This window comes from Lutimonas sp. (genome assembly GCF_051011215.1).
In the GTDB taxonomy this organism is placed as follows: Bacteria; Bacteroidota; Bacteroidia; order Flavobacteriales; family Flavobacteriaceae; genus Lutimonas.
On sequence record NZ_JBPCUJ010000022.1, the window covers coordinates 1 to 21,751 of the forward strand.

Below are 21,751 nucleotides of genomic sequence, written 5' to 3' on the forward strand. Positions count from 1 at the left end.
TCACTAACCTGCTTCATTCTATTTTTAAAAGAAAACATCGTATGGATATTTCCTTTTTTTGAATTTCAATAAATTTTTTTAGGGTTTTTGACCCTCTTTTACACTGTTATAATTGAACGACTTAATAGAACTAAAATGAAAACTTTAAAAAAACTGATATTTGTCTGCACTTTGATACTTACTTTTACTGCCGCAGCGCAAGAAGAAGATTCAACTTTGAACCAAGAAACAGAAGAAGGCATAGACGCATCAAAGCCTACCAACTTTTATTCTTTTATTGACAATACATTGGAATATTCAAATCAGAAAAACCAGAATGTTTTTGGATATAGGGGAAAAGTGACGCTTGCCTTATCCGAAGCTCATTTGGTGTTGGCTGAAGTACCTTTGTTGTACAATGATAGAACTGATAAATTTGGCATAAGTGACTTCAGAGCAAGGTACTTTTGGTTGCCCTATAAAAATTACGATAAAGTTTTTGGTGCCTTTGGACCCTCAATCGATATTTTTGCTCCAACAGGAAGTTTTGACGATGGCTTGGGTTCTGGTAGATGGATCGTTTCCCCAGGTATAACGGTAGGTTTAATGGTAGCTGAATGGATACAGTTTTTTCCTATATTGTCGTATCAATATGCCAGTAAGCCTGTTTACGATAACCCCTTGCCTGAAGCAGACATGGCTACTCATGGCTTGTCATTTCAGGTAATTACGCCTATTGTGTTTTCAGAAAAATTCTTTGTGCAATTAACACCAATTTTTAAATTGAATAACTTTAATGATGAACGCAATGATCGTTTTGAACAAGAAGTATTTGCTAATTATACCTTGAATCCAAAAATGCAAATAACAGGATTTTACAGTGGTAAATTTGAAGATGAAAACCACACTGTTAGTGCTGGATTAACCATTTTCTTTTAGTCTTATGTATCAAAGATTGATTATTTTTACAATAAATCATTGACAGACCAATTTTTTTCGAATGATTCAAGACTTTTCACGAAGACGTTTTCTATTTGCCAGCCTGTTGTTTTTTATAGTGGTGCAATTGTCTTATTCTCAAAGCTTTAAGGATATGTTCATCAGCAAAGATGACGGTGCCGTCGATATGAGCGAATTCTTGAATTCCAATACAGGTTTTTTACCTGTTCCAATTATTATTACAGAGCCTGCCGTTGGTTTTGGAGGAGGGTTGGCATTGGCTTATTTTCATAAAGGAGAGACATTTGAAAATGAAGGGCCAAAAGGGTTATCACCGACAGTAAGTTTTGCAGCCGGAGCATATACAAGTAACGGTACATGGTTTTTAGGAGGAGGTCACCAAGGTTCTTATTTGAATGATAGAATAAGATATTTGGGTGTTTTAGCATATGTCTCGGCAAATCTAACATTTTATGGAGGTGGCTATGAAAACCTAAATGAAGAATATAATTTTAATATGAAAGGCTTCTTAATTATGCAGGAGTTCTTGTACAGGATCAACAAAGACATACCTTTATTTATGGGATTAAATTATTTGTTTTTTAACAATCAAATTGGCTTTAAAACAGGTATTGATATTCCAGAATTAGAAGAACTTGAATTTGATACCAATACAGCAGGAATGAATGCAGTGATTATGTATGATGCTCGCGATAATTCGTTGACTCCCAATAAAGGGATTAAAACAGTACTCGAGGTCGGAGCTTATAATGAGGCTCTTGGCGGAGACAATAATTATGGAAATTTAGATTCAAGAACGTATTTTTATTCACCTGTTAGTGAAAAGGTTTTCTCGGGTTATCGGTTTCAAGTAGCCTCTAAATGGGGGGACGTTCCTTTTTATGAACTTCCATTTATTTCATTGAGAGGTATTCCTGCATTGCGTTATCAGAACAATAATGTATATACAGTTGAAACAGAATGGCGTTGGAATTTTTTAAAGCGTTGGAGTATGGTAGGTTTTGTTGGTGCAGGAGAGGCCTTAAAAGATTATGGGGATATGTTTGAAGATGTGAAGGTGGCAGGTGGAACAGGCTTTCGGTATTTTCTGGCTAAACAATATGGCTTACATGCCGGAGTAGATATTGCCAGAGGTCCTGAAATATGGGCCTGGAATATAACAATTGGTAGTAACTGGGCGCGTTAGCGGATATATATTATGATCGAAATTAAGAGGTGTTTTGTTATAGTTTTAATCCTGGTTTCTGTTCAAATTACAGGACAGGAAAACCATTATTGGTTTCATAATTTTGGAGCTATTTCTTCATTAAAAGGAGGGATTGATGTCGGGGGAATTCGAAATGTTGCTGCAGCATATTATAACCCTGGAGCCTTGGCTTTTATTGATGGCGAATATTTTGAAGGACAGGCAGATGTTATTTCTGTGGATGTTTTAAATATTAAGAATGCCGGAGGTGATATGGTGAACCTTGATTATTTTACAGCAGATATATCACCATCGATGGTGGCCTATTTGAAGCGATCAAAAAAGAACCCTAGATTGACGTATGTGGTAGGAGCCATGACCAGATATAATTCTAATTTGAGTTTTAATCTTGAACATGAACAGTTGGGAAATTATTTAAGCCCGGAAACACGAGAAGACATTTTTCAGGGTCAATTAAGTTATAATAATCGGGTAAGAGAAAGTTGGGTGATTGGTTCAGTTGCTTATAAAATTACAGAGAGAATTGGTTTGGGTCTCGGAACTTATTTTTTTATTCGATCGCAGGATTATTTGAGCAGCTATGCGGCCAGCGCTTTCCCCAAGGATGAGTTAGACAATGAATCAGGTCAATTTTCATCCTTAACGTCTAATGATGAAGAACAAAAATTTAATGCGCGTGTCATGGGGTTTATTTTTAAGCCTGCCATAGATATAGATTTGGATAAATTAAAGATTGGAGTTGTATTGACGACCCCATCTTTGAGTTTAGGACTTTTAAACAACTATGCCAGTAAAACACAGACAGGATATTTTCCTGATGAAAATACCATAATCAGGACGGCCGATTCTCATAATAAATATAGCGGTGTTTATAAAACTCCCTTCTCGGCTAGCCTGGGTGCAGCCTATGATTTTGGTCGTCTCATTATGGATTTTTCTATGGAATGGTTTGCCAAAATTGATCCATATGAAATGATTAAATCAAATGATAGAGGTGAATCTCCTGACTTTCCTTCAGTTCCGGATGAAAAGTATGCGTTTCCTTTAATGGCGAATAAAAGCGTTACAAATTTTGGATTATCTGCGAGATATGAGATCAAGGAATGGATTAGTGTACTAGGAAGTTTCAGGACCGATATGAATTTCTTTGATGATGAGGCATTGAGTCGGTATGAGGATTTTGTGCCGAACTTTACCTATTGGGACCTCTATCATGTCACGACCGGGATCAAAATGTCAAATAAAAGATTGGACCTTACGTTAGGGTTGGACTATGCCAACGGAAGTTCTGAAAATGATCTTCAATTTGCAAGTATGACTTCGGCCACTCAGGCTAATTATTTGAGGGGGGATGTCGAGAATACTACTTCAACACAATACCACAATTTTAGTTTCACAATTGGTATTAACTTAAATATTGAAAAGGAAGAGAATTAATTTCCAAATACGATTTCAATTTCAGCATTAGGAAAGTTTTCATCAATATTTTCATGGACCAAATTTCTGAATCTGGTCAATTCTTTTGTCGCTATTGTCTGCTGATGAGATATAATAACAGCCATTATTCAATAATAAAGACAGCTATTTTTAGAGCGGGATTTTCAATGAATTCAGTTTGAGTATTCATTTTTTATTTTAACACTTAACTAAAATACAAGTTAAAGATTAATTGTAATTTTAGAAATTAATTTTGGAGCATTATCAACACATACACGAGAAATTAAAAAACTTCGTCAGGAAGTACTATACCAATGAGATTATAAAAGGTGCCATTTTCTTTGTGTTTTTTGGTCTTTTGTATTTTTTTATAACCTTGTTTGTAGAGTATTTTTTGTGGTTAGAACCTTTAGCAAGGACCATACTTTTCTGGCTTTTTATTGCCATAGAGTTTTTATTATTATTAAGGTTTATTCTTATTCCTCTTTTTAAGCTCATTGGAATTAGAAAGGGAATTACAGACATTGAGGCATCGAGAATTATTGGAACTCACTTTCAAGAGGTCGATGATAAACTTCTCAATATTATTCAGCTAAAATCAAGTAAAGAAAAAAATGAGCTTCTTGAGGCCAGTATAGAGCAAAAGTCAAAAGACCTGCAGCCAATTCGGTTTCGTAAGGCCATTGTTTTCAAACGGAATTATGTGTATTTAAAATATATGTTGTTTCCGCTGTTTATTTGGTTTTTAATTTGGATTACCGGCAATAATTCCACCTTTAGTGCAAGTTTGAACCGGGTAGTGCATCATCAAACAGCTTTTGCCGCACCTGCGCCCTTTTATTTCAAGATATTAAATGAAAAGCTGGAAACGATTCAGGAGCAAGGTTTTACCTTAAAATTTACGACAGAAGGTGACGTTGTTCCGGAGAATATAAAGATCATTTATGAGGGTCAAAACCATTATATAAATCAAGGCCAGGACGGTGTTTATAGTTTTGATTTTAAATTACCTCAGAATGATATCAGCTTTGTGATTGAGGGGAATTCTATCAGGTCAAAAGAATATACCTTAAAAGTAGTTGAAGCACCTAAGATCACCAATTTCAGAATGAAACTTGAATATCCGGCTTATTTGAAAAAAGAAATAGATACTATAGGAAATACCGGAAATGCGGTTATTCCAGTGGGTACTGACGTAACCTGGATTGTTGATGCTGAAAACACTGAGTTTGTAGATTTTATTTCGGTGAATGAAAAAACCAAGATTGAAGGAAATAAAAGCACCAGAATGAAGGGTAAAGACAGCCAGTTTTTATTGACTAAGAGTATTAGAAATAACTTATCGTATGAAATTAAATCATCGAATGCTGAGATTAAAGATTATGAAGTTTTAAGATACCAGATAGAAGTTGTTAAGGATGAATATCCAAAAATTGCAGTGCAGTCTGATATGGATTCGATTAAGAGGGGCCCGGTTCAGTTTTTAGGGCAATTAACAGATGACTATGGTATTTCCCGGCTTCAGGTTGTTGCAAAAGATAAATTCAATGGCAAACAAAGTATTGGTAAAATTTCTGTTGACCGAAGTGATTTTGAAGAGTTTTTTTATGTATTCCCTGAGGGTATTCTTTTAGAAGAGGGACATAATTATGAAGTATACTTTGAGGTATTTGATAATGATGCGATAAGGGGACCGAAAAGAACGGTTTCACGAACCTTCAGTTATCGGAACAAAACAGAGCAAGAGGAAGCGTTTGAAATTTTAAAAGAACAAAAAGAAGGCATAGAGGATATTGAAAAAGTCAAAGAATCGAGTGAGGATCTGGAGAAGGAAATGGATGCGTTTTCAAAAAAACTGAAAAATAAGGAGAATGCTGATTGGAATGATAAAAAACAACTGGAGGATTTTATTAAAAGGCAAAAGCAGTATCAGGAAATGATGGATCAAAATTCGGAAAATATGAAGGAGAATTTGGATGAAATGGATGAAGAAGATGATCCGGCTTTAAAAGAAAAAAAGGAAGCATTGAAGGAGCGTTGGGATGAGTTAAGTGAATACAAGGAAAAAGAAGAATTGATCAAAGAACTGGAAGCCTTGGCAGAAAAACTTCAAAAGGAAGATCTATTGGAAAAAATAGATAAACTAAAAGAACAAAGCAAGCAGGAAAAAAGATCTTTAGAACGGATTTTGGAATTGACCAAACAGTTTTATGTGGAGAAAAAATCTGCTCAGATCATGGAGAAGCTGAAGGAATTGTCAGAGGAACAATTGGATTTGAGTACAGAAGAGAACAATTCATCTGAAGAGCAAGATAAATTGAATAGAAAGTTTGATTCTATAAAAAAGGATTTTAATGAGTTAAGAGAACAAAATGATGCATTGAAACAGCCTATGGACATATTCGAAAGTAAACCTGACGAGAAATTGATCGACATGGACATGAAGGACGCTGAGAAAAGTTTGGAGGACAGTGAGAATAAGGATGAGCAGCAAAGTAAAAACGCACAGGAGAAGGCGAAAGAGAAGCAACGTGCTGCATCTAAAAGGATGGAAGAGTTGAGCAAGAAAATGGAATCAGGTTTGATGGAGATGGAAATGCAGGGTATGGAAGAGAATATTAAAGATTTGCAGCAAATTTTGAAAAACCTGTTGCGTTTTTCTTTGGATCAGGAAGATTTGATGCTGTCTTTTGAATCTGTTAGTTCCAGAAATGCCGACTTTCCTGATAAACTAAAAGAGCAGATTAAGTTGAAAGAGAATTTTGAACATATTGATGACAGTCTTTATACGCTGTCGTTGAGAATGGTGAAATTGAGTTCTAAAATACAAGAAGATTTAAGTGCTGCCCATTATAATTTGGATAAGTCATTAGAGAATATAGCTGAAAATAGAATTCAGCAAGGGATGAGTAATCAGCAGTATACGATGACTGCTGCAAATGATTTGGCAGATTTGCTTAGTGATATGCTTCAGAGCATGCAGAATCAGAAACCAGGCTCAGGAAAGGGCAAAGGGAAAGAAGGTGAAATGAGCCTGCCGGACGTTATAAAAGAACAGCAGGGAATGATGAAGAAAATGAAAGACGGTATGGACAGTCAAAAGGGGCAAGGTAAGAAAGGGAAAGAAGCAATGAGTAGCGAACAGTTTCAGATGTATCAGGAACAAAAGATGCTCAAGGATGAATTACAGAAACTTATGGATAAAGAAGGAGCAGGAGGGCAAAAAGGCAAGGCAGCGCTGCAGCAAATGGAAGAATTGGAAAAGATTTTATTGGAGAAAGGAATCACTAAAGAGACCTTGGAACGGATGCAGGAATTGGAGCATGAGTTGTTAGAGTTGGAAAATGCCAATATGGAGAGAAATAAAGATAAAAAGAGGGAATCGGAAACCAATGTGAATGATTTTGAGCAGCGGCAAATTGAGGAGTTGAAAATTCAAAATGATTTGAGGAATGAAAGCGAATTTCTAAAAAGGAAACGACTTGAATTATCACCAGAATATAAAAAAAGAGTTAAAGAGTATTTTGAACAAGAAAGTTGATAGACTATGATTGAATATACGAGCATCGGGGATTTCGTTCTTGAGGAACAAAAAAATATTTCGGAATGGGTTGGCTTTACACTTGATCAGGAGAAGAGGGAATTAGGAGAACTGAACTATATTTTTTGTGATGATTCTTATTTGCTGGATTTAAACATTAACTCACTGAATCACAGCACTTTAACAGATATAATTAGTTTTGATTATACCCTTGGTAATATTGTCTTTGGAGATATTTATATCTCGTATGAAAGAGTTCGAGAAAACGCAAAGGAGTTGCAACAAGATTTTAGGGATGAATTACACCGTGTGATGATACATGGTGTGCTCCATTATTGTGGCTACAAGGATAAAATGGAGGATGAAAAAAAGCTGATGAGGGAGAAAGAAGATTATTACCTATCTTTGCGCACTTTTTAATAAGAAGAATGTTTCACGTGAAACAATGAGATATGAATATGTTTGAATCGAAATATGATGTGATTGTGGTGGGAGGTGGTCATGCCGGATCTGAAGCAGCGGCAGCTGCGGCAAATTTAGGTTGTCATACCCTATTGATTACTATGAGTCTTCAGAACATTGCTCAAATGAGCTGTAATCCGGCGATGGGTGGTATTGCAAAAGGTCAGATTGTACGGGAAATAGATGCGCTTGGTGGTTACAGCGGAGTGGTGACTGATCTTACCGCTATTCAATTTAAAATGTTAAACAAATCGAAGGGTCCTGCAATGTGGAGCCCAAGAGCTCAAAGTGACAGGATGAGGTTTGCAGAAGAATGGAGAAACAGGTTAGAGCAGACAGAAAATCTGGATATGTTTCAGGACTCGGTAAACGGTTTGTTATTTGATGAGGATAAAATTATAGGTGTAAAAACTCAATTAGGTTTAGAAATTTTTGGGAGGACTGTTATTGTAACTGCGGGAACTTTTTTAAATGGACGAATTCATATTGGTGAGAAAACCTTTGGAGGAGGTAGGGCTGGTGAAGGGTCGTCAACTGGAATTACAGAAGATTTAGTTTCGAAGGGATTTGAATCAGGAAGAATGAAGACGGGTACGCCTCCAAGAGTGGATGCAAGGTCTTTGGATTTTTCAAAGATGATTGAACAGCCTGGAGATGGAATAACATCTAAATTTTCATATACGAATACTGAGAATTTAAAGGAACAAAGGTCCTGTTATATGTCATATACTTCTCCGGAGGTACATGAATTGTTGAGAGAAGGTTTTGAAAATTCACCGATGTACACAGGTCGTATTAAAGGAATAGGTCCGCGCTACTGTCCTTCTATAGAAGATAAGATAGATCGGTTTGCAAGCAAGGACAGGCATCAGCTTTTTGTGGAGCCCGAGGGTTGGCAAACTACAGAGATTTATGTAAATGGATTTTCAACTTCTTTGCCACACGATGTCCAATATAAAGCTTTAAAGAAAGTGGCAGGTTTTGAAAATGTGAAATTTTTAAGGTTTGGATATGCCATTGAGTATGACTATTTCCCGCCTACTCAGTTACAGCACACTTTAGAAACAAAGCTGATAAAGAACCTGTATTTTGCGGGTCAGATAAATGGAACAACAGGTTATGAAGAGGCAGCTGCCCAAGGGTTGATGGCTGGTATAAATGCTGCCTTGAAAATAAAGGATGAAGCTCCTTTTATTCTTAAGAGGGATGAGGCATATATAGGAGTTTTGATAGATGATTTAATTACCAAGGGGACGGATGAGCCATACCGTATGTTTACTTCAAGAGCTGAATACCGAACATTGTTAAGACAGGACAATGCTGATTTGAGATTGACACCTAGGTCATATGCAATAGGATTGGCCTCAAAAGAACGTTTGAACAGAGTGCTTGAGAAACAGGAAAAAACGGATTTGTTTATTAAGTTTTTGAAAGAGACCAGCATCAAGCCGGATGATGTAAATCCTATTCTTAATGAAAAGGATTCTGCCGCCGTTAGTCAGTCAATGAAGATGTTTAAAATTGCGTCCAGGCCGCAGCTTGATTTTAATGATGTAAAGCGATTTCCAAAAGTAAAGGAGTTCATTCAAGAACATGGCATTGATGATGAAGTGATAGAACAAACAGAAATTCACGTAAAATACAGTGGATATATTGAGAAGGAAAAGAACTCAGCGGATAAACTACAACGCTTGGAGAATATTAAAATCCCGAACAATTTTAACTACGAAAAAATAAAATCAATCTCATATGAAGCAAGAGAAAAGTTGGCGAAAATCCAGCCGGCTACCATCTCTCAGGCAAGCAGAATTTCGGGCGTGTCACCAAGTGATGTTTCTGTGCTTTTAGTTTATATGGGTCGATAGATAATTTCTTACTCGTTTTGAATATGAATGATTTAATGATCAAAAGTCAAGATCCTTTGGTGAGCAAAAAGGATTTAAGTCCTTTTTTAGACTGTAAAGATTATACTGTTTCACGTGAAACGTTTAGTTTGGTAAAAGACAACACCACTGGATTGCTGGTAACATCTCCCAGACCTTCGTTGGAAAACCTTTCATCTTATTATGAAAGCGAAGACTATATTTCTCATACAGATTCGAGCAGGTCTTTGATGGATAAGGTATATCAAATGATCAAAGGCTATTCAATCAAGAAGAAGCTAAAGATGATCAATAAGCTGGCAGTTACGAAGGGGCATTTGTTAGATATTGGTTGTGGTACAGGAGATTTGTTGGCCGCTTGTGAGAATGACGGATGGAAGATTGATGGCGTTGAACCGAGTGAAAAGGCAAGAGCCCTGGCCAGTGAAAAAATAGCAACTACGGAATGTTTAGAAGAAAGTCTGGAAGCTATACTGGAAAAGAAACAGAATAAATACGACGTCATCACCATGTTCCATGTGCTGGAGCATGTCCCTAACTTGACCCAGTATGTGGATAGCTTGCATCAGTTATTGACCGAAGATGGATGTTTGATTGTTGCCGTTCCCAATTATAAAAGCTATGATGCGGATCATTATAAACAGTTTTGGGCAGCTTATGACGTGCCCAGACATTTATGGCATTTTAGCCAGGAGTCGATACAACATATTTTTGGGGCAAAAGGATTTCATGTTGCTGAAACCCTTCCTTTAATTTTTGATTCTTTTTATGTAAGTATGTTATCCGAAAAATATAAAACGGGAACATCTAATTTGATCAAGGCATTTAAAACGGGTCTACGCTCAAATATCAAAGCGAAGCGTTCAGGTCAATATTCTTCACTCATCTACATCATAAAAAAGAGCAAATAATCATTTTAAGGGTTTTTAAGGGCTTTTAACATGATTTAGGTAATGGTCAATAGGTTAATTGGCGATAATGAATTTAAAGCCTATTTTAGAAGGTCAAAATTATAAAGCATTCTTATTGTTTACGAATCTTTATAAATTTAGCTTATTAGCTTACCTGCCTTTGAATAAGTCAAAGTTTTTGTTTGTTAATCAAATCATTATTTTACTTTTGCCACACTAAATCAAAATTAATTATAATGAAAAAATTAGCAATAGTATTTTCTTTGATGATGTTAATGTCATCTTGTACTCAGGTGAAGATAGCCTATGTTGACCTCGAAGAAATATTAAAAGAGTATGAAGGAGCAGTTCAGGCAGAAGAGGAAATGAAGGTTAAATCACAGCAGATATCTCAACAATTGGATCAAATGGCCTTGCCTTTGCAACAAAAGATTCAGGAGTATCAGCAGAATAAAGACAACCTATCTGCTTCAGCTCGTCAAAAGCAAGAGACTGAATTAATGCAACAGCAACAGCAGTTTCAGCAGCAACAGCAAATGGCTCAGCAACAGGTTCAGGCTGAAGGACAAGCTATGTATGAAAAGATCAACAAGGAGATTGAATCTTTTTTAGCTGATTACGGTCAGTCAAAAGGGTATACGTATATCCTTGGATCGTCTGTACAGACCAAGACCGTTCTTTACGGTGAGGAATCTTTAGATATTACAGATGCAGTCATTGAAGCTTTAAACAGTGATTATGAACCTGAAGCTCCTGCTACGGAATTAACAGAAGAAAACTTAACAGCTCCTGAAGCAACACCAGAAACAACTCCGGTGAATTAAGTTTTAGTTGCATTTAATACAAGGGCCCGCATCATTGCGGGCCTTTTTTGTTTGTACTTATTTTTAGTAAGATATTTTATCCATAGATATAATTTTCTCCACATTTCTACGTTATTAACACACTGTTGATAAGTTGCTAATTTTGAAAACGCGCCTGTTTTGAAATTTAAATAAAATAGAAACAGTTTAGAATTTGCAACTAAATATTTGAATTACAAACAATTATAACGTACACATTATGAAAAGGGGATTCATATTAGTTTTTTTTCTAGCTAGTTTTTTGCAGGTTACTGCTCAGTCGACTGCTAAGTATCAAATCAAATTTCTTGAAGTTAATAAAACCAATTCTGATTATGGAGTGGCTATATTGGATGAGAATAAATTGATTTTTACATCTGCGGATCACAAAGTTACTACAGCAAGAAAAAATTATAATCCAAGAAAAGATCTTTATAAAGGTGATATTAGTTTTGATGGAGAAATCAAAAATGTGAAAAGAGTTACCTCGAGTATTAACAAAAGAGTTAATCAAACAGGTGTCACTTATACGAAAGATGGAAAGACTGTTTATTTCAGCAGAAATAAATACAAGAAGAAATTAAAGAAACAAAAATTAGCCAAGAATCAAAGGTTGATTATTTATAAAGCGGATGTTGCAGCCGATGGAAGTTGGAAAAATGCGAAGAAGGTTCCTTTTAATAAAAAGAAATTTTCAACTGGCTATCCTGTGCTCAGCGCTGATGATAGCAAATTGTATTTTGTGTCTGACAGACTACCTTCTAAAGGGAAATCTGATATTTTCGTTGTTGATGTATTAAAAGGAGGAGACTACAGCCAGCCCAGAAATTTAGGCTCTTTCGTTAATACGGATGGTAACGAAACAACACCATTTATAACAGAAGATAACATCTTGTATTTTTCTTCAGACGGACATGAGGGAATGGGAAAACTAGATGTGTTTGCCGTAGAGGTGTATGATGATGCTACTTCGGAACTTTACAAATTAGCTTCACCTATTAATAGTATCAATGATGACTTCGCTTACCTAGTGAATAAGGACAATAACCAGGGATATTTTACTTCTAACCGTCTGCAGGGAGATGGATTTAACGATTTGTATTCATTTACCTTAGAAGAAGATGTAAGACCTGGAAAGTGTTTTATTACAGTTGACGGAAAAGTGAGAGATAAATCTTCTTATGAGGCATTATCTGGAGCCACTGTAGATTTATATTCTATCGATGGAAGTTTGATTGAATCAGTATCAACCTATAGTGATGGTACCTACCAGTTTACTGTTTCTTGTGCTAAAGAATATGAATTGGTGGCATCTAACCCAGATTACTTAGACGATAAAAAACGAATTGAAATTCTTGAAGAGAATTACCATTCTGCCCTTCATACAAATATGAATTTGAGTAAAATTGAGAAGAAACAGCCAGTTGCTGAAAGAATGTCTCCAATTTATTACGATTACGATGATGCTCAGATTACTGAAGAAGCAGCAAAAGAGATGGATAAGATCGCTGAAGTCATGTTAGAGAATGATAATTTAGTTATTCAAGCTTCTTCTTACACTGATTCACGTGGAACAGATGCCTATAATATTGCACTTTCTAAAAGAAGAGCGAAGGCAGCCGTTGAATACTTGAAATCAAAAGGAATTGATGCCAGCAGAATCAAATCAAAAGGATATGGTGAAGATAAGTTGATCAACCAGTGTGTAAATGGTGTTGAGTGTAGAGAAGAATCTCATCAAATGAACAGACGAACAGAATTTAATTTCTTAAACGTTCCTGGCGTAGGAAATAAAAAGAGTTCTTCGCCAGCGAAAACGAAGACAGCTGTGAAACTTAAAAAATCAGCTGTAGCAGTTGCAGGAAGACCTCAACAGCTTAAGGCTTCTAAAACGAATGCAACAATTGACGTACAGGAAATAAAGCCTTTGCCGAAAAAAGCAGTGGCCGTTCAAAGAGCACCTGTTCAAATGCAAGCATCAACTCCAATAGAAAGTGCTAAAAAGGGGAGCCTTAAGGTTGCCGCCACGGATCACCAGATTAGCAGTGTTGAAATAAAAAAGACCAGTTTAAAAATGGCCCCGTCAGCAATGGTTGTTGAAGCAGCGCCTGAAGTAAAAACAGTTGCCGTTACAGAAACTGTTGAAGAAAAACCGATCATTAAAAAAGAAGAAAAAATTGCAGAAAATAAATCAGAAGTATCAGAAAACAAAAGTGGGAAAATTGAAGAGGAGGCTGTAGTTGTAGCCTCGACAGAAAAAGAAAATAAGGATGAAATTAAAGAAGCCGTAGTTATTAATTATAATTCAACAATTGTTGCTACGAACCCGGAAAGTAATAAAGTATTAAATTATATAGGAACCGAAAAGGTCAAAATGATTGACCAGTTATCGGAGCTCGAGCAAAAGTATGCCGATGCAATTCCTAATTATCCAAAACTGGCAGACTCTCTGGAAGTTCATAAAACTAAAATTTCTGAAATTATTGCAGATGCTGAGGTAATGGAAGAAACAGGGTGGTCCAATATTATTGAATATAAAAACAATGTTCTTCACTATAAAAAGAAGTATAGAGCATTAATGGTTGGAAATAGTAGAAACACAGCATCCCGTGGTTCGATTAGCAGAAGTGAGCGAATAGCGCAAAGAGCACCAGGTAGCCAGCCTACTGCTGCTGTTGCTCAAGCTGAAAAACCTGCACCAAAGGTGGTTGAAATGGAAGAAAACCTAAGTGTCGATAATGTTGAAATAACCGCCATGAAAATGAGTGGAAACGGAAAGTATCAGAAGACCAATAACGCGAGCAAAACAGATTTAATTAAAGTAACCTTTAAACTTGTAAGTAATCAAAGGGTTGATTCCGGAAGAAAAGAAGCTCATTTAGTATTGCAAAACCCAGAGGGAAAAGTTGAAGAAGCAAAAGGCATTTTCACCTTGAAAAACACAGAAAAAGAATCCAAGTATACTGATCACGCGATTATCAATTATAACAATCATGATGTGGACGTAACCATGTTTATTCAGAGAAAAGGTCAAGGGTTTGAAAAAGGAGTTTATCCTGTGAAAGTTTTTCTGGAAGGAGAATTGATGGCAGTGACTAAATTGAACTTACAGAATTCATTATAAGAATTAAAGCACATAAATACCGATCACGGTGAGAATAAAATACACCGTAATATTCATAGCCCCGGAGTAATCCTGGGCTATTCTTTGTCCGGTCATCAGCACGATTAAGGTGATTGCTATTGAGACAAGCCCCCATAGAATTGCTTGCGTATTGTTATTTTCTAAAAGATGATACATCCCGGCAAGACATATTCCAACACTTATGCATTCCATAATTACGACCAATAGAAGGGCAGCCGGTATCTGATTTTTGAGAAACGAACTTTTAAAATGATCGATATAGTAGTTTTTTGTATTATTCCATTGAGAGACTTTTTCAATCACAGAATACATAAAACTTAAACTCAGGTAACTACTGATTAATAAAACTGCTAGATGCTCTTGCATGGGCAAATTGTTTTTCCAGTCAAAAATAAATGGAATAGACGTATTATCGGTATCTTTTCTATTGGAATTAAATATCTTTGAGCAAAATATACTGTATGTTTCTTTTTGCTAAGAAAGACATTTTATTGATCCTGCTACTCCTTTTTGTTTCCAGGCCTCTATTTTCACAGACTGATTTTAGTAGTTCGTGGGAAGACTTTTTTTCTTATAACAATGTCAAGGATTTTATAAAGATTGACAATAGGCTTTATGCTATTGCCGATAATGCCGCTTTTATTCAGAATACCGAAACAGGATATATGGAAAAGATTTCTTCCGTTCATGGACTTTCAGGAAAAGAAACGACAAGTCTTTACTATAGCGAAACAAGTAAGCGATTTATTATAGGATATCAAACAGGTCTTATCGAAGTGATCGATGAAAATGGAAATATTACGGTGGCCAATGATATTGAACGTCTGGATATTACAGGTCAAAAGCAAATTAACCATATAACGGAGTACAATGGAATACTTTATTTATCGACCCCCTTCGGGATTGTTGAATACGATATTATGAATCTGAATTTTGGTGACACTTTGTATATCGATGAAAATTCAAGCCCGGTATTTGTAAATGAAATTGCCATCTACAATGAGACCATTTATGCCGTTACTCAAAAAGGTATTTACTCGGCAGATATCAATGATCCCAACTTGGTGGACTATAATAATTGGCTGCAGCCGGAAGGAGCTCTTTTAGGAAACTTTCTGTCTATTGCGCTCTTATCAGATACTATATACACGTCGAGATCAAATTCATTATATGAATTGGCAGGTGTCGACAATTTGATTCAAAGAAGAAGCTTTGCGAGTACCATCTTAAAACTGCGCTCTTCCAGACAGTTTTTGACCGTAACATTAGGCTCTTCTGCTGTTGTTTTGGACGGCAATTTAGGATTGGTTCATGAGGCAAAAGAATCATCAAACTATAAATTTGAGCTCAATAATGCTTATGCCAGTAATAACAGGGTTTATTTGGCAACCAAAAGCTTTGGTGTACTGACCAGATCTTTTTCTGATCTGGAATACCTTGAAGTTCATCCAGAAGGTCCCAGCTCGAATAAGGTCTTTTCTATTGAAGCAGCCAATAATAATTTATGGGTGGTCTATGGTGGCTATAATCTTTCATATACTCCTTTGGGGAAAAGACTGGGATATTCACATTATAATGGCTCAGCAACGGAATCTTCAGCCTGGATAAATAGTGCATATGACTCGAACTTTCCAGCCCAGGACCTAGTTCATGTGACCTTAGACCCCTCAGGTGAAAATAAGGCATATTTAAGTTCTTGGGGAAGTGGCATTCTGGTCGTAGAAAATGATCGTCCGACCGTATTATGGGATGATAGCAATAGTGGTTTAGAAGATCTCTATCCGGATGGTGATCCCAATTCAAGTATTAGAATAAATGGGGCCGCTTTTGACAATAGGGGTAATTTCTGGATTTCAAATTCCTGGGTGCCCAATCGCTTAAAAAAGTTAGAGACCAACGGTACATGGAAAGAATTTGATTTAAGTTCCTTGATCACGAATTCTATTGCACTTGGTTTGTCAGAATTGGCAATTGATAAATCTGGAGGTGTTTGGATGGGATCGAGAAGAAATGGTGTTTTGGTATACAGTGAATCAGGGGATCGTAAAAAAGCTTTAACTACTGAGTCAACGAAAGGTTCCTTACCGGATTTACATGCTAAAACCCTTGCAGTAGACAGAAATAACAGGGTATGGATCGGAACACAAAAGGGGCTTGTGGTTTATTCAGGAGCAGGAAGTTTATTTGAGTCGGATATATATGATGCAGAACCTGTAATTATTGATGACAATGGTGTTCCCAAAAGACTATTGGGAGAGCAACCTGTAAACACCATTGGAATTGACGGGGCTGAAAATAAATGGTTTGGTACTGATACGGGTGGGGCCTTAGGGACTAATTCCACCGGGAGTGAAACACTGTATAATTTTAATAAGGATAATTCCCCATTGCCTTCTAACAGTGTTCTTAAAATTAAAATAGACGACAGCAATGGCAAGGTCTTTTTCGCAACAGATAAAGGGATCGTAGCATTTAACAGCGAGGTTGCTCCTTTTGGCGAATCCCTGGAAGAGGTATATGCTTTTCCAAATCCTGCAAAGAAAGAGCATGAGTTTGTCACCATTGATGGCAGAAACGGAAGTCATTTACCCAAGGGAACCAATGTGAAAATTTTGGACATAGCAGGGCGCCTGGTTCATGAAACCAACGTAGATATTGGTCAGGAAATAAGAGGAGGCAAGGTTGTATGGAACAAAACCAATTTAAGAGGAAGAAAAGTTGCTTCAGGTGTTTATATCGTTCTTTTAACCAGCCCGGATAAGTCTGAAACAGCTTCAACAAAAATAGCGATTATCAATTAGCAACAGGTACATGCAGATTAAGACGAAAGCAATTGTATTAACTTCTTTAAAATATGGGGAGGCAGACCTGATTGTAAAGTGTCTTACGGAAGTAGGTGTCAAGTCCTATTTGTTGCGAAGCATTTTTAGATCGAAAAGCAAAAAACTTAAAATAGGATATTTTCAGCCGCTAAGTCAACTTGAAATTGCGGCCTTTCATAACAAACAGGGCAATTTGAATAAGATTGCAGAAGCCAGGGTTCATTATTTATACCAAAGCCTGGCCACAAATATATACAAGCAGTCTATCGCTTTGTTTTTGGCTGAGGTACTGGCCTATGCATTAAAAGAAGAGGAAGAGAACTATTTGCAATTTGAATATATAGAAACGGCGTTAAAATGGCTCGATTTAAATGACTCCTTTGCTGATTTTCACCTGGTTTTTATGCTTGAATTGACCAAGTATTTAGGGTTTTACCCGGATACAGCTTCGATGAATGCTGGTTTCTTTGACCTTGAAGAAGGAAACTTTACTGTTTTACAGCCTTTTAGAAGTTTCATTAAGGATGAAAAATTAATTCTTTTCAAATCCTTAATCGGCATAAAATTTGATGATATGCTAGGATTGAAATGGAATTCTGAAAGTCGACAAACAGTGTTGGATATTCTGTTGGAATATTATGAACTTCATTTGCCAGGGTTTAGAAAACCCCGATCACTAAAAGTACTAAAAGAAGTCTTTAATGAAATTTCTTAACCTTGTTATAATTGTCCTAATAGGACATTTTTCATATGCGCAAAAATGTGTCATAGTGGACAAGGATTCTGAATTCCCAATTTCCAATGTTCAGGTTACCAATGAAGACAGAAGTATTTCTGTGGTTTCTGACAGCAACGGAATTGTAGATATAAGTAAATTTGGAGATTTTGAGTTGCTGACCATTCGTCATGTGAGCTATGTGGAATTGGAACTGCTCAAAAAGCAGATCAAGCGAGAATTTACCACGATTTTTTTACAGTATAAATCTGAATTGTTAAACGAGGTGTTTCTATCCGCGGCGATGGAGGATGTGGAACGAACCAGGATTGCAGAAGAAATTGCCGTATTTTCAAATAAGGATATTCAAAATGCGGTACCCCAAACTTCCGCAGACATGCTGGCAAATATTCCTGGGGTAAAGGTTCAAAAAACACAGTTTGGTGGAGGGAGTCCGGTACTGCGCGGTATGGAAGCAAACAGAATTTTACTTGTAGTCGACGGAGTTCGAATGAACAATGCTATTTATAGAAAAGGACATTTGCAAAACGCTATTACGGTGGCCCCGAGTATTCTTGACAAGACAGAGGTAATTTTTGGGCCTTCTTCCGTGGTCTATGGTTCAGATGCGTTGGGTGGGGTCATTCATTATTATACACGACGGCCGGAGGTTTCAGAACGCAATAATGTGAATCTGGAGTTTTTGGGGCGCTATAGCACAGTAAATGATGAGAAAACGGTGAATGCCGGGGTTGAATTACAATTTGAAAAGATAGCGTCATTTACAAGCATTTCTCATAGTAGCTTTGGAGATTTACGCATGGGTAAATACAGGCCTCATGGTTTCGATAACTGGGGTCTTCAAATTGAATATTCTGACAATACGGACTCTTATTATAACCCAGAACCCATACCCAATGAAGATCCTACAGTTCAACGCAATGTTGGTTATCAGCAAACCGATATACTTCAAAAACTGTTTATTCCCCTTGAAAAGGGAAATGATCTGATGTTTAACCTGCAGTACAGCACTTCGTCCAGGATTAATAGATTTGATAAACTAACCGAATATAAAGATAATAAACTGCGTTTTGCAGAATGGTATTACGGGCCACAGGATCGTTTGCTGTTTTCGACACAATTTAACCTGAAGGCGGATAAAAAATGGTTGGATAAAGGAAGTTTTGTTGCCGCTTATCAAAATATCAAAGAATCAAGAATTCAACGGAAATTTGATAGTTTTGACAGGTCGTCAAGATTTGAAAAAGTACAGGTATTTAGTTTGAACGGCGATTTCACCAAGAACTTTGACCCTGTAGTGAATCGAAACTTTAGTTATGGTTTTGAAGTTGCCTACAATGATGTGAACTCTACGTCAAAAGGAGATGTTTTAGATGTACAAGGAAATGATATCATTGGCGTTAAGGATAATTATGTGGTTCAAACACGTTATCCTGATGGAGGGAGTAGTTATTTAAGCTCTGCTATTTATGCCAGTTACAGACAAGATATTGGTAAAAAGTCCACCTTGAATACGGGCTTAAGGTTAACAAATACTGCCCTGACCGCTAAATGGGTCGATACAACGTATATTACCTTGCCCGACCCTGATATTCAAACTATGAATACCTCCGTTACTTTAACCGCCGGGTATGCATACAAACCCAATCTGAACTGGCAGATCAATGGTGTTTTATCTTCAGGATTTCGATCACCAAATATAGATGATATTGGCAAGGTTAGAGAGAAGAATGGAGACGTTACTGTTCCCAATGTAGACCTTGAACCGGAATTCGCGTATAATTTTGAAGCTGGAATTCTCAAATATTTTGATCAAAAGAAATCCTATCTTGGAATTACTTCTTACTATACCTTATTGGACAATTACATTGTAAGAGCACCTTTTGAACTCAATGGAGAAACAGAAATAATTTATGATGGAGAATTAGCCAATGTTGTTGCCAATGTTAATAAAGGTTCTGCCTATATAGCAGGAGCAACGATGACCTTTAAGGGTCAATTGACAAACACCTGGACAGCCAGAGCCTCTCTGACCTATACACAAGGGATGGCATATGATACAAAAGAGCCTCTTTCATCGATTCCTCCGCTATTTGGGAATTTAGAGTTTAGCTATGTTCGAAACAGAATAGAAACAGGGGTTAACATGATGTACAATGGTCGAAAAAAAGCGGACGATTACAATATTTCAGAAGGAATTGATAATATTGAACAAACGCCCTATATACTTGAAGATGATGCTTATTATGGCAGCCCAACCTGGTACACTTTAAATTATTTCATGCGAATCAAGACCTCCAGATATGTGGACCTCCTGATTAATGTGGACAATATTATGGACCACCATTACAAGGAGTTTGCCTCGGCCATAAGTGCTCCCGGACGAAATTTTTCATTTACAGTAATTGGAACCTTTTAGCTGTAAAGAAAGCTCTTGATTTCCTCCCATGTTATCAGTTGGATATTGTTTTCTTACGGAAGTGTCTGACACTTTATGCTGTGATAAAATCGAAATCAAATTGTCTCCACTCGGCCCCAGAATCAGGATGATTCACAGTTATCGATCTCATGTCGGGAGATTTAAAACCAGGACTCAAACACTTATTCATATATGCGGATAATTTCTCCATTTCCCTTGCCTTCTACACTTCGAACATAGGCATTGACTGCTTTTTTCATTGAAATTGGATTGTGTCCCGGGAAAAAATGTTTGTATTTCTTATAGGCGTCTTCAACAACTCCTAGTGATACTACATTTACTCTTAATTCGTTTTCTATTTCAAGAGCCACCGCTTTCACAAAACTGTGCAAAGCACCATTCACCATGGCTGCACTGGTTGTTTTAACAACTGGATCGTCGGCCAGTATTCCGGTTGACAGGGTGATGGAACCTTTGGATTTTAAATAATCTTGTCCTACACGAACCAGATTTACCTGTCCCATTAATTTACTCTTGATCCCAATATAATAATCTTCTTCTGAGAGATCTTTAAAGTCATCCCACTTCGCCTCTCCTGCGATGCAAATAATCGAATCCAACGATGGAATTGCAGCTAAAAGTTTTCGAATGGATTCAATATCTGTAAGATCAACGATATAATCACCAGCACTTCTGCCAGCGATCAGTACTTCGTGATTTTCTGAAAAATGAGAAGAAACCTTTTTTCCAATGGTTCCATTGCCGCCAATGATTAATATCTTCATAAGACATCGAGAATTTTAAGGGGTTACTGAGGTTGATCTTTAAAACCAGCCACATTCTTTATTGATTAAAGATAAAAAACCTGGGTCTTTGAGACCCTGAATTTCTGATAAAAAACCAAAGCTCCAATGCCTTAACCAATTTTTGAAGCGATAATGATTCCGGTTGACCAATTGATCTTAGTGAGCTGAAGATCATCTCTGTTTTCAAGTATATGGATCAGATCAGATGCCAGTTCCTGATGTCCATCAGGCCAATTGGGTTGAGGAAGCATATCGTCAATGACATAGAATCCCCCTGTTTTCAATAAATCGAGTGTTTCTTCCAGGTCGCTATATTTTCCGGGCCAGGCATCCGCAAAGATGAGGTCGAATTTATCTCCTTTATAGTCTTTTATCCACTGACTGCCATCATCGCAAACCAATGAAACCCTTCTGTCTTTACCAAAAAAACTGTCGGCTATCTGAATAAGTTCAGGATCGTTATCCACGGAGAATAATTTGGAATTTTCTGTCATTGCTTCAATCATCCAGGACAAGGTCAAACCAATCCCGGTTCCTAGTTCCAGCAGATTGGAATTAGGTTTGGAAGCAATCAACGTTTTTAATAAAGAACCAATATATA

General features: G+C 36.8%; 16 protein-coding genes. 12 read left to right on the forward strand and 4 right to left on the reverse strand.

Annotated elements, in window-relative coordinates; genetic code table 11:
- The first annotated feature begins 135 nt into the window (after positions 1–135).
- From ACR2MV_RS02875 to ACR2MV_RS02885, 3 genes are all read left to right on the forward strand, one after another.
- Positions 136–918 carry a hypothetical protein gene (locus ACR2MV_RS02875; RefSeq protein ID WP_434020391.1) on the forward strand — a complete coding sequence of 261 codons (783 nt, stop codon included), beginning with the start codon at positions 136–138 and terminating at the stop codon, positions 916–918.
- Between the two features lie 61 nt (positions 919–979).
- Positions 980–2,125: a BamA/TamA family outer membrane protein gene (locus ACR2MV_RS02880; protein ID WP_434020392.1), complete on the forward strand. Its 1,146-nt coding sequence runs from the start codon at positions 980–982 to the stop codon at positions 2,123–2,125.
- A gap of 12 nt (positions 2,126–2,137) precedes the next feature.
- The gene (locus ACR2MV_RS02885) at positions 2,138–3,583 is read left to right on the forward strand and encodes a hypothetical protein (protein ID WP_434020393.1); all 1,446 of its coding nucleotides are present in this window, start codon (positions 2,138–2,140) and stop codon (positions 3,581–3,583) included.
- Here the strand turns inward: ACR2MV_RS02885 and ACR2MV_RS02890 are convergent.
- Positions 3,580–3,708, reverse strand: a complete 129-nt coding sequence (locus ACR2MV_RS02890; protein ID WP_434020394.1) for a hypothetical protein — start codon at positions 3,706–3,708, stop codon at positions 3,580–3,582. The genes ACR2MV_RS02885 and ACR2MV_RS02890 overlap by 4 nt on opposite strands.
- A 128-nt stretch (positions 3,709–3,836) precedes the next feature.
- Between ACR2MV_RS02890 and ACR2MV_RS02895 the strand changes: the two genes are divergently transcribed.
- From ACR2MV_RS02895 to ACR2MV_RS02920, 6 genes are all read left to right on the forward strand, one after another.
- Positions 3,837–7,124, forward strand: a complete 3,288-nt coding sequence (locus ACR2MV_RS02895; protein ID WP_434020395.1) for a DUF4175 family protein — start codon at positions 3,837–3,839, stop codon at positions 7,122–7,124.
- 6 nt (positions 7,125–7,130) lie between these two features.
- Complete coding sequence (gene ybeY, locus ACR2MV_RS02900; RefSeq protein ID WP_434020396.1) at positions 7,131–7,544, forward strand: rRNA maturation RNase YbeY; 414 nt, start codon at positions 7,131–7,133, stop codon at positions 7,542–7,544.
- Positions 7,545–7,582: 38 nt separating this feature from the next.
- Positions 7,583–9,451 carry a tRNA uridine-5-carboxymethylaminomethyl(34) synthesis enzyme MnmG gene (mnmG, locus tag ACR2MV_RS02905; RefSeq protein WP_434020406.1) on the forward strand — a complete coding sequence of 623 codons (1,869 nt, stop codon included), beginning with the start codon at positions 7,583–7,585 and terminating at the stop codon, positions 9,449–9,451.
- Between the two features lie 35 nt (positions 9,452–9,486).
- On the forward strand, positions 9,487–10,380 hold the full coding sequence (locus ACR2MV_RS02910) for a class I SAM-dependent methyltransferase (RefSeq protein WP_434020397.1): 894 nt from the start codon (positions 9,487–9,489) through the stop codon (positions 10,378–10,380).
- A gap of 236 nt (positions 10,381–10,616) precedes the next feature.
- Complete coding sequence (locus tag ACR2MV_RS02915) at positions 10,617–11,204, forward strand: OmpH family outer membrane protein (protein WP_434020398.1); 588 nt, start codon at positions 10,617–10,619, stop codon at positions 11,202–11,204.
- A 238-nt stretch (positions 11,205–11,442) separates the two neighbouring features.
- The gene (locus ACR2MV_RS02920; RefSeq protein ID WP_434020399.1) at positions 11,443–14,346 is read left to right on the forward strand and encodes an OmpA family protein; all 2,904 of its coding nucleotides are present in this window, start codon (positions 11,443–11,445) and stop codon (positions 14,344–14,346) included.
- 3 nt (positions 14,347–14,349) lie between these two features.
- Here the strand turns inward: ACR2MV_RS02920 and ACR2MV_RS02925 are convergent, their stop codons facing one another.
- Positions 14,350–14,733 carry a hypothetical protein gene (locus tag ACR2MV_RS02925; protein ID WP_434020400.1) on the reverse strand — a complete coding sequence of 128 codons (384 nt, stop codon included), beginning with the start codon at positions 14,731–14,733 and terminating at the stop codon, positions 14,350–14,352.
- A gap of 95 nt (positions 14,734–14,828) precedes the next feature.
- Between ACR2MV_RS02925 and ACR2MV_RS02930 the strand changes: the two genes are divergently transcribed.
- The 3 genes from ACR2MV_RS02930 to ACR2MV_RS02940 are packed head-to-tail and all read left to right on the forward strand — an operon-like array spanning position 14,829 to position 20,344.
- Positions 14,829–17,168, forward strand: coding sequence for a hypothetical protein (locus ACR2MV_RS02930; RefSeq protein ID WP_434020401.1), 2,340 nt, complete (start codon positions 14,829–14,831; stop codon positions 17,166–17,168).
- A 10-nt stretch (positions 17,169–17,178) separates the two neighbouring features.
- On the forward strand, positions 17,179–17,904 hold the full coding sequence (recO, locus tag ACR2MV_RS02935; protein WP_434020402.1) for a DNA repair protein RecO: 726 nt from the start codon (positions 17,179–17,181) through the stop codon (positions 17,902–17,904).
- A complete protein-coding gene (locus ACR2MV_RS02940) occupies positions 17,891–20,344 on the forward strand; it encodes a TonB-dependent receptor plug domain-containing protein (protein WP_434020403.1) in 2,454 nt (817 codons plus the stop codon). Before recO ends, ACR2MV_RS02940 begins: the two co-directional genes overlap by 14 nt.
- Positions 20,345–20,526: 182 nt before the next feature.
- On the opposite strand, the gene ACR2MV_RS02945 is transcribed toward ACR2MV_RS02940, so the two are convergent.
- Positions 20,527–21,129, reverse strand: a complete 603-nt coding sequence (locus ACR2MV_RS02945; protein WP_434020404.1) for a short chain dehydrogenase — start codon at positions 21,127–21,129, stop codon at positions 20,527–20,529.
- 131 nt (positions 21,130–21,260) lie between these two features.
- Positions 21,261–21,751 (reverse strand): O-methyltransferase (locus ACR2MV_RS02950; RefSeq protein ID WP_434020405.1); only part of this gene is annotated, 491 nt, incomplete at its 5' end.

Bases quoted from the DNA above. Each gene is read 5' to 3' on its own strand.
- ACR2MV_RS02940 (WP_434020403.1), top strand. From the start codon at position 17,891: ATGAAATTTCTTAACCTTGTTATAATTGTCCTAATAGGACATTTTTCA.
- ACR2MV_RS02915 (WP_434020398.1), top strand. From the start codon at position 10,617: ATGAAAAAATTAGCAATAGTATTTTCTTTGATGATGTTAATGTCATCT.
- ACR2MV_RS02875 (WP_434020391.1), top strand. From the start codon at position 136: ATGAAAACTTTAAAAAAACTGATATTTGTCTGCACTTTGATACTTACT.
- ACR2MV_RS02890 (WP_434020394.1), bottom strand. From the start codon at position 3,708: ATGGCTGTTATTATATCTCATCAGCAGACAATAGCGACAAAAGAATTG.
- ybeY (WP_434020396.1), top strand. From the start codon at position 7,131: ATGATTGAATATACGAGCATCGGGGATTTCGTTCTTGAGGAACAAAAA.
- ACR2MV_RS02920 (WP_434020399.1), top strand. From the start codon at position 11,443: ATGAAAAGGGGATTCATATTAGTTTTTTTTCTAGCTAGTTTTTTGCAG.
- ACR2MV_RS02930 (WP_434020401.1), top strand. From the start codon at position 14,829: ATGTTTCTTTTTGCTAAGAAAGACATTTTATTGATCCTGCTACTCCTT.
- mnmG (WP_434020406.1), top strand. From the start codon at position 7,583: ATGTTTGAATCGAAATATGATGTGATTGTGGTGGGAGGTGGTCATGCC.
- recO (WP_434020402.1), top strand. From the start codon at position 17,179: ATGCAGATTAAGACGAAAGCAATTGTATTAACTTCTTTAAAATATGGG.
- ACR2MV_RS02925 (WP_434020400.1), bottom strand. From the start codon at position 14,733: ATGCAAGAGCATCTAGCAGTTTTATTAATCAGTAGTTACCTGAGTTTA.
- ACR2MV_RS02880 (WP_434020392.1), top strand. From the start codon at position 980: ATGATTCAAGACTTTTCACGAAGACGTTTTCTATTTGCCAGCCTGTTG.
- ACR2MV_RS02885 (WP_434020393.1), top strand. From the start codon at position 2,138: ATGATCGAAATTAAGAGGTGTTTTGTTATAGTTTTAATCCTGGTTTCT.
- ACR2MV_RS02910 (WP_434020397.1), top strand. From the start codon at position 9,487: ATGATCAAAAGTCAAGATCCTTTGGTGAGCAAAAAGGATTTAAGTCCT.
- ACR2MV_RS02945 (WP_434020404.1), bottom strand. From the start codon at position 21,129: ATGAAGATATTAATCATTGGCGGCAATGGAACCATTGGAAAAAAGGTT.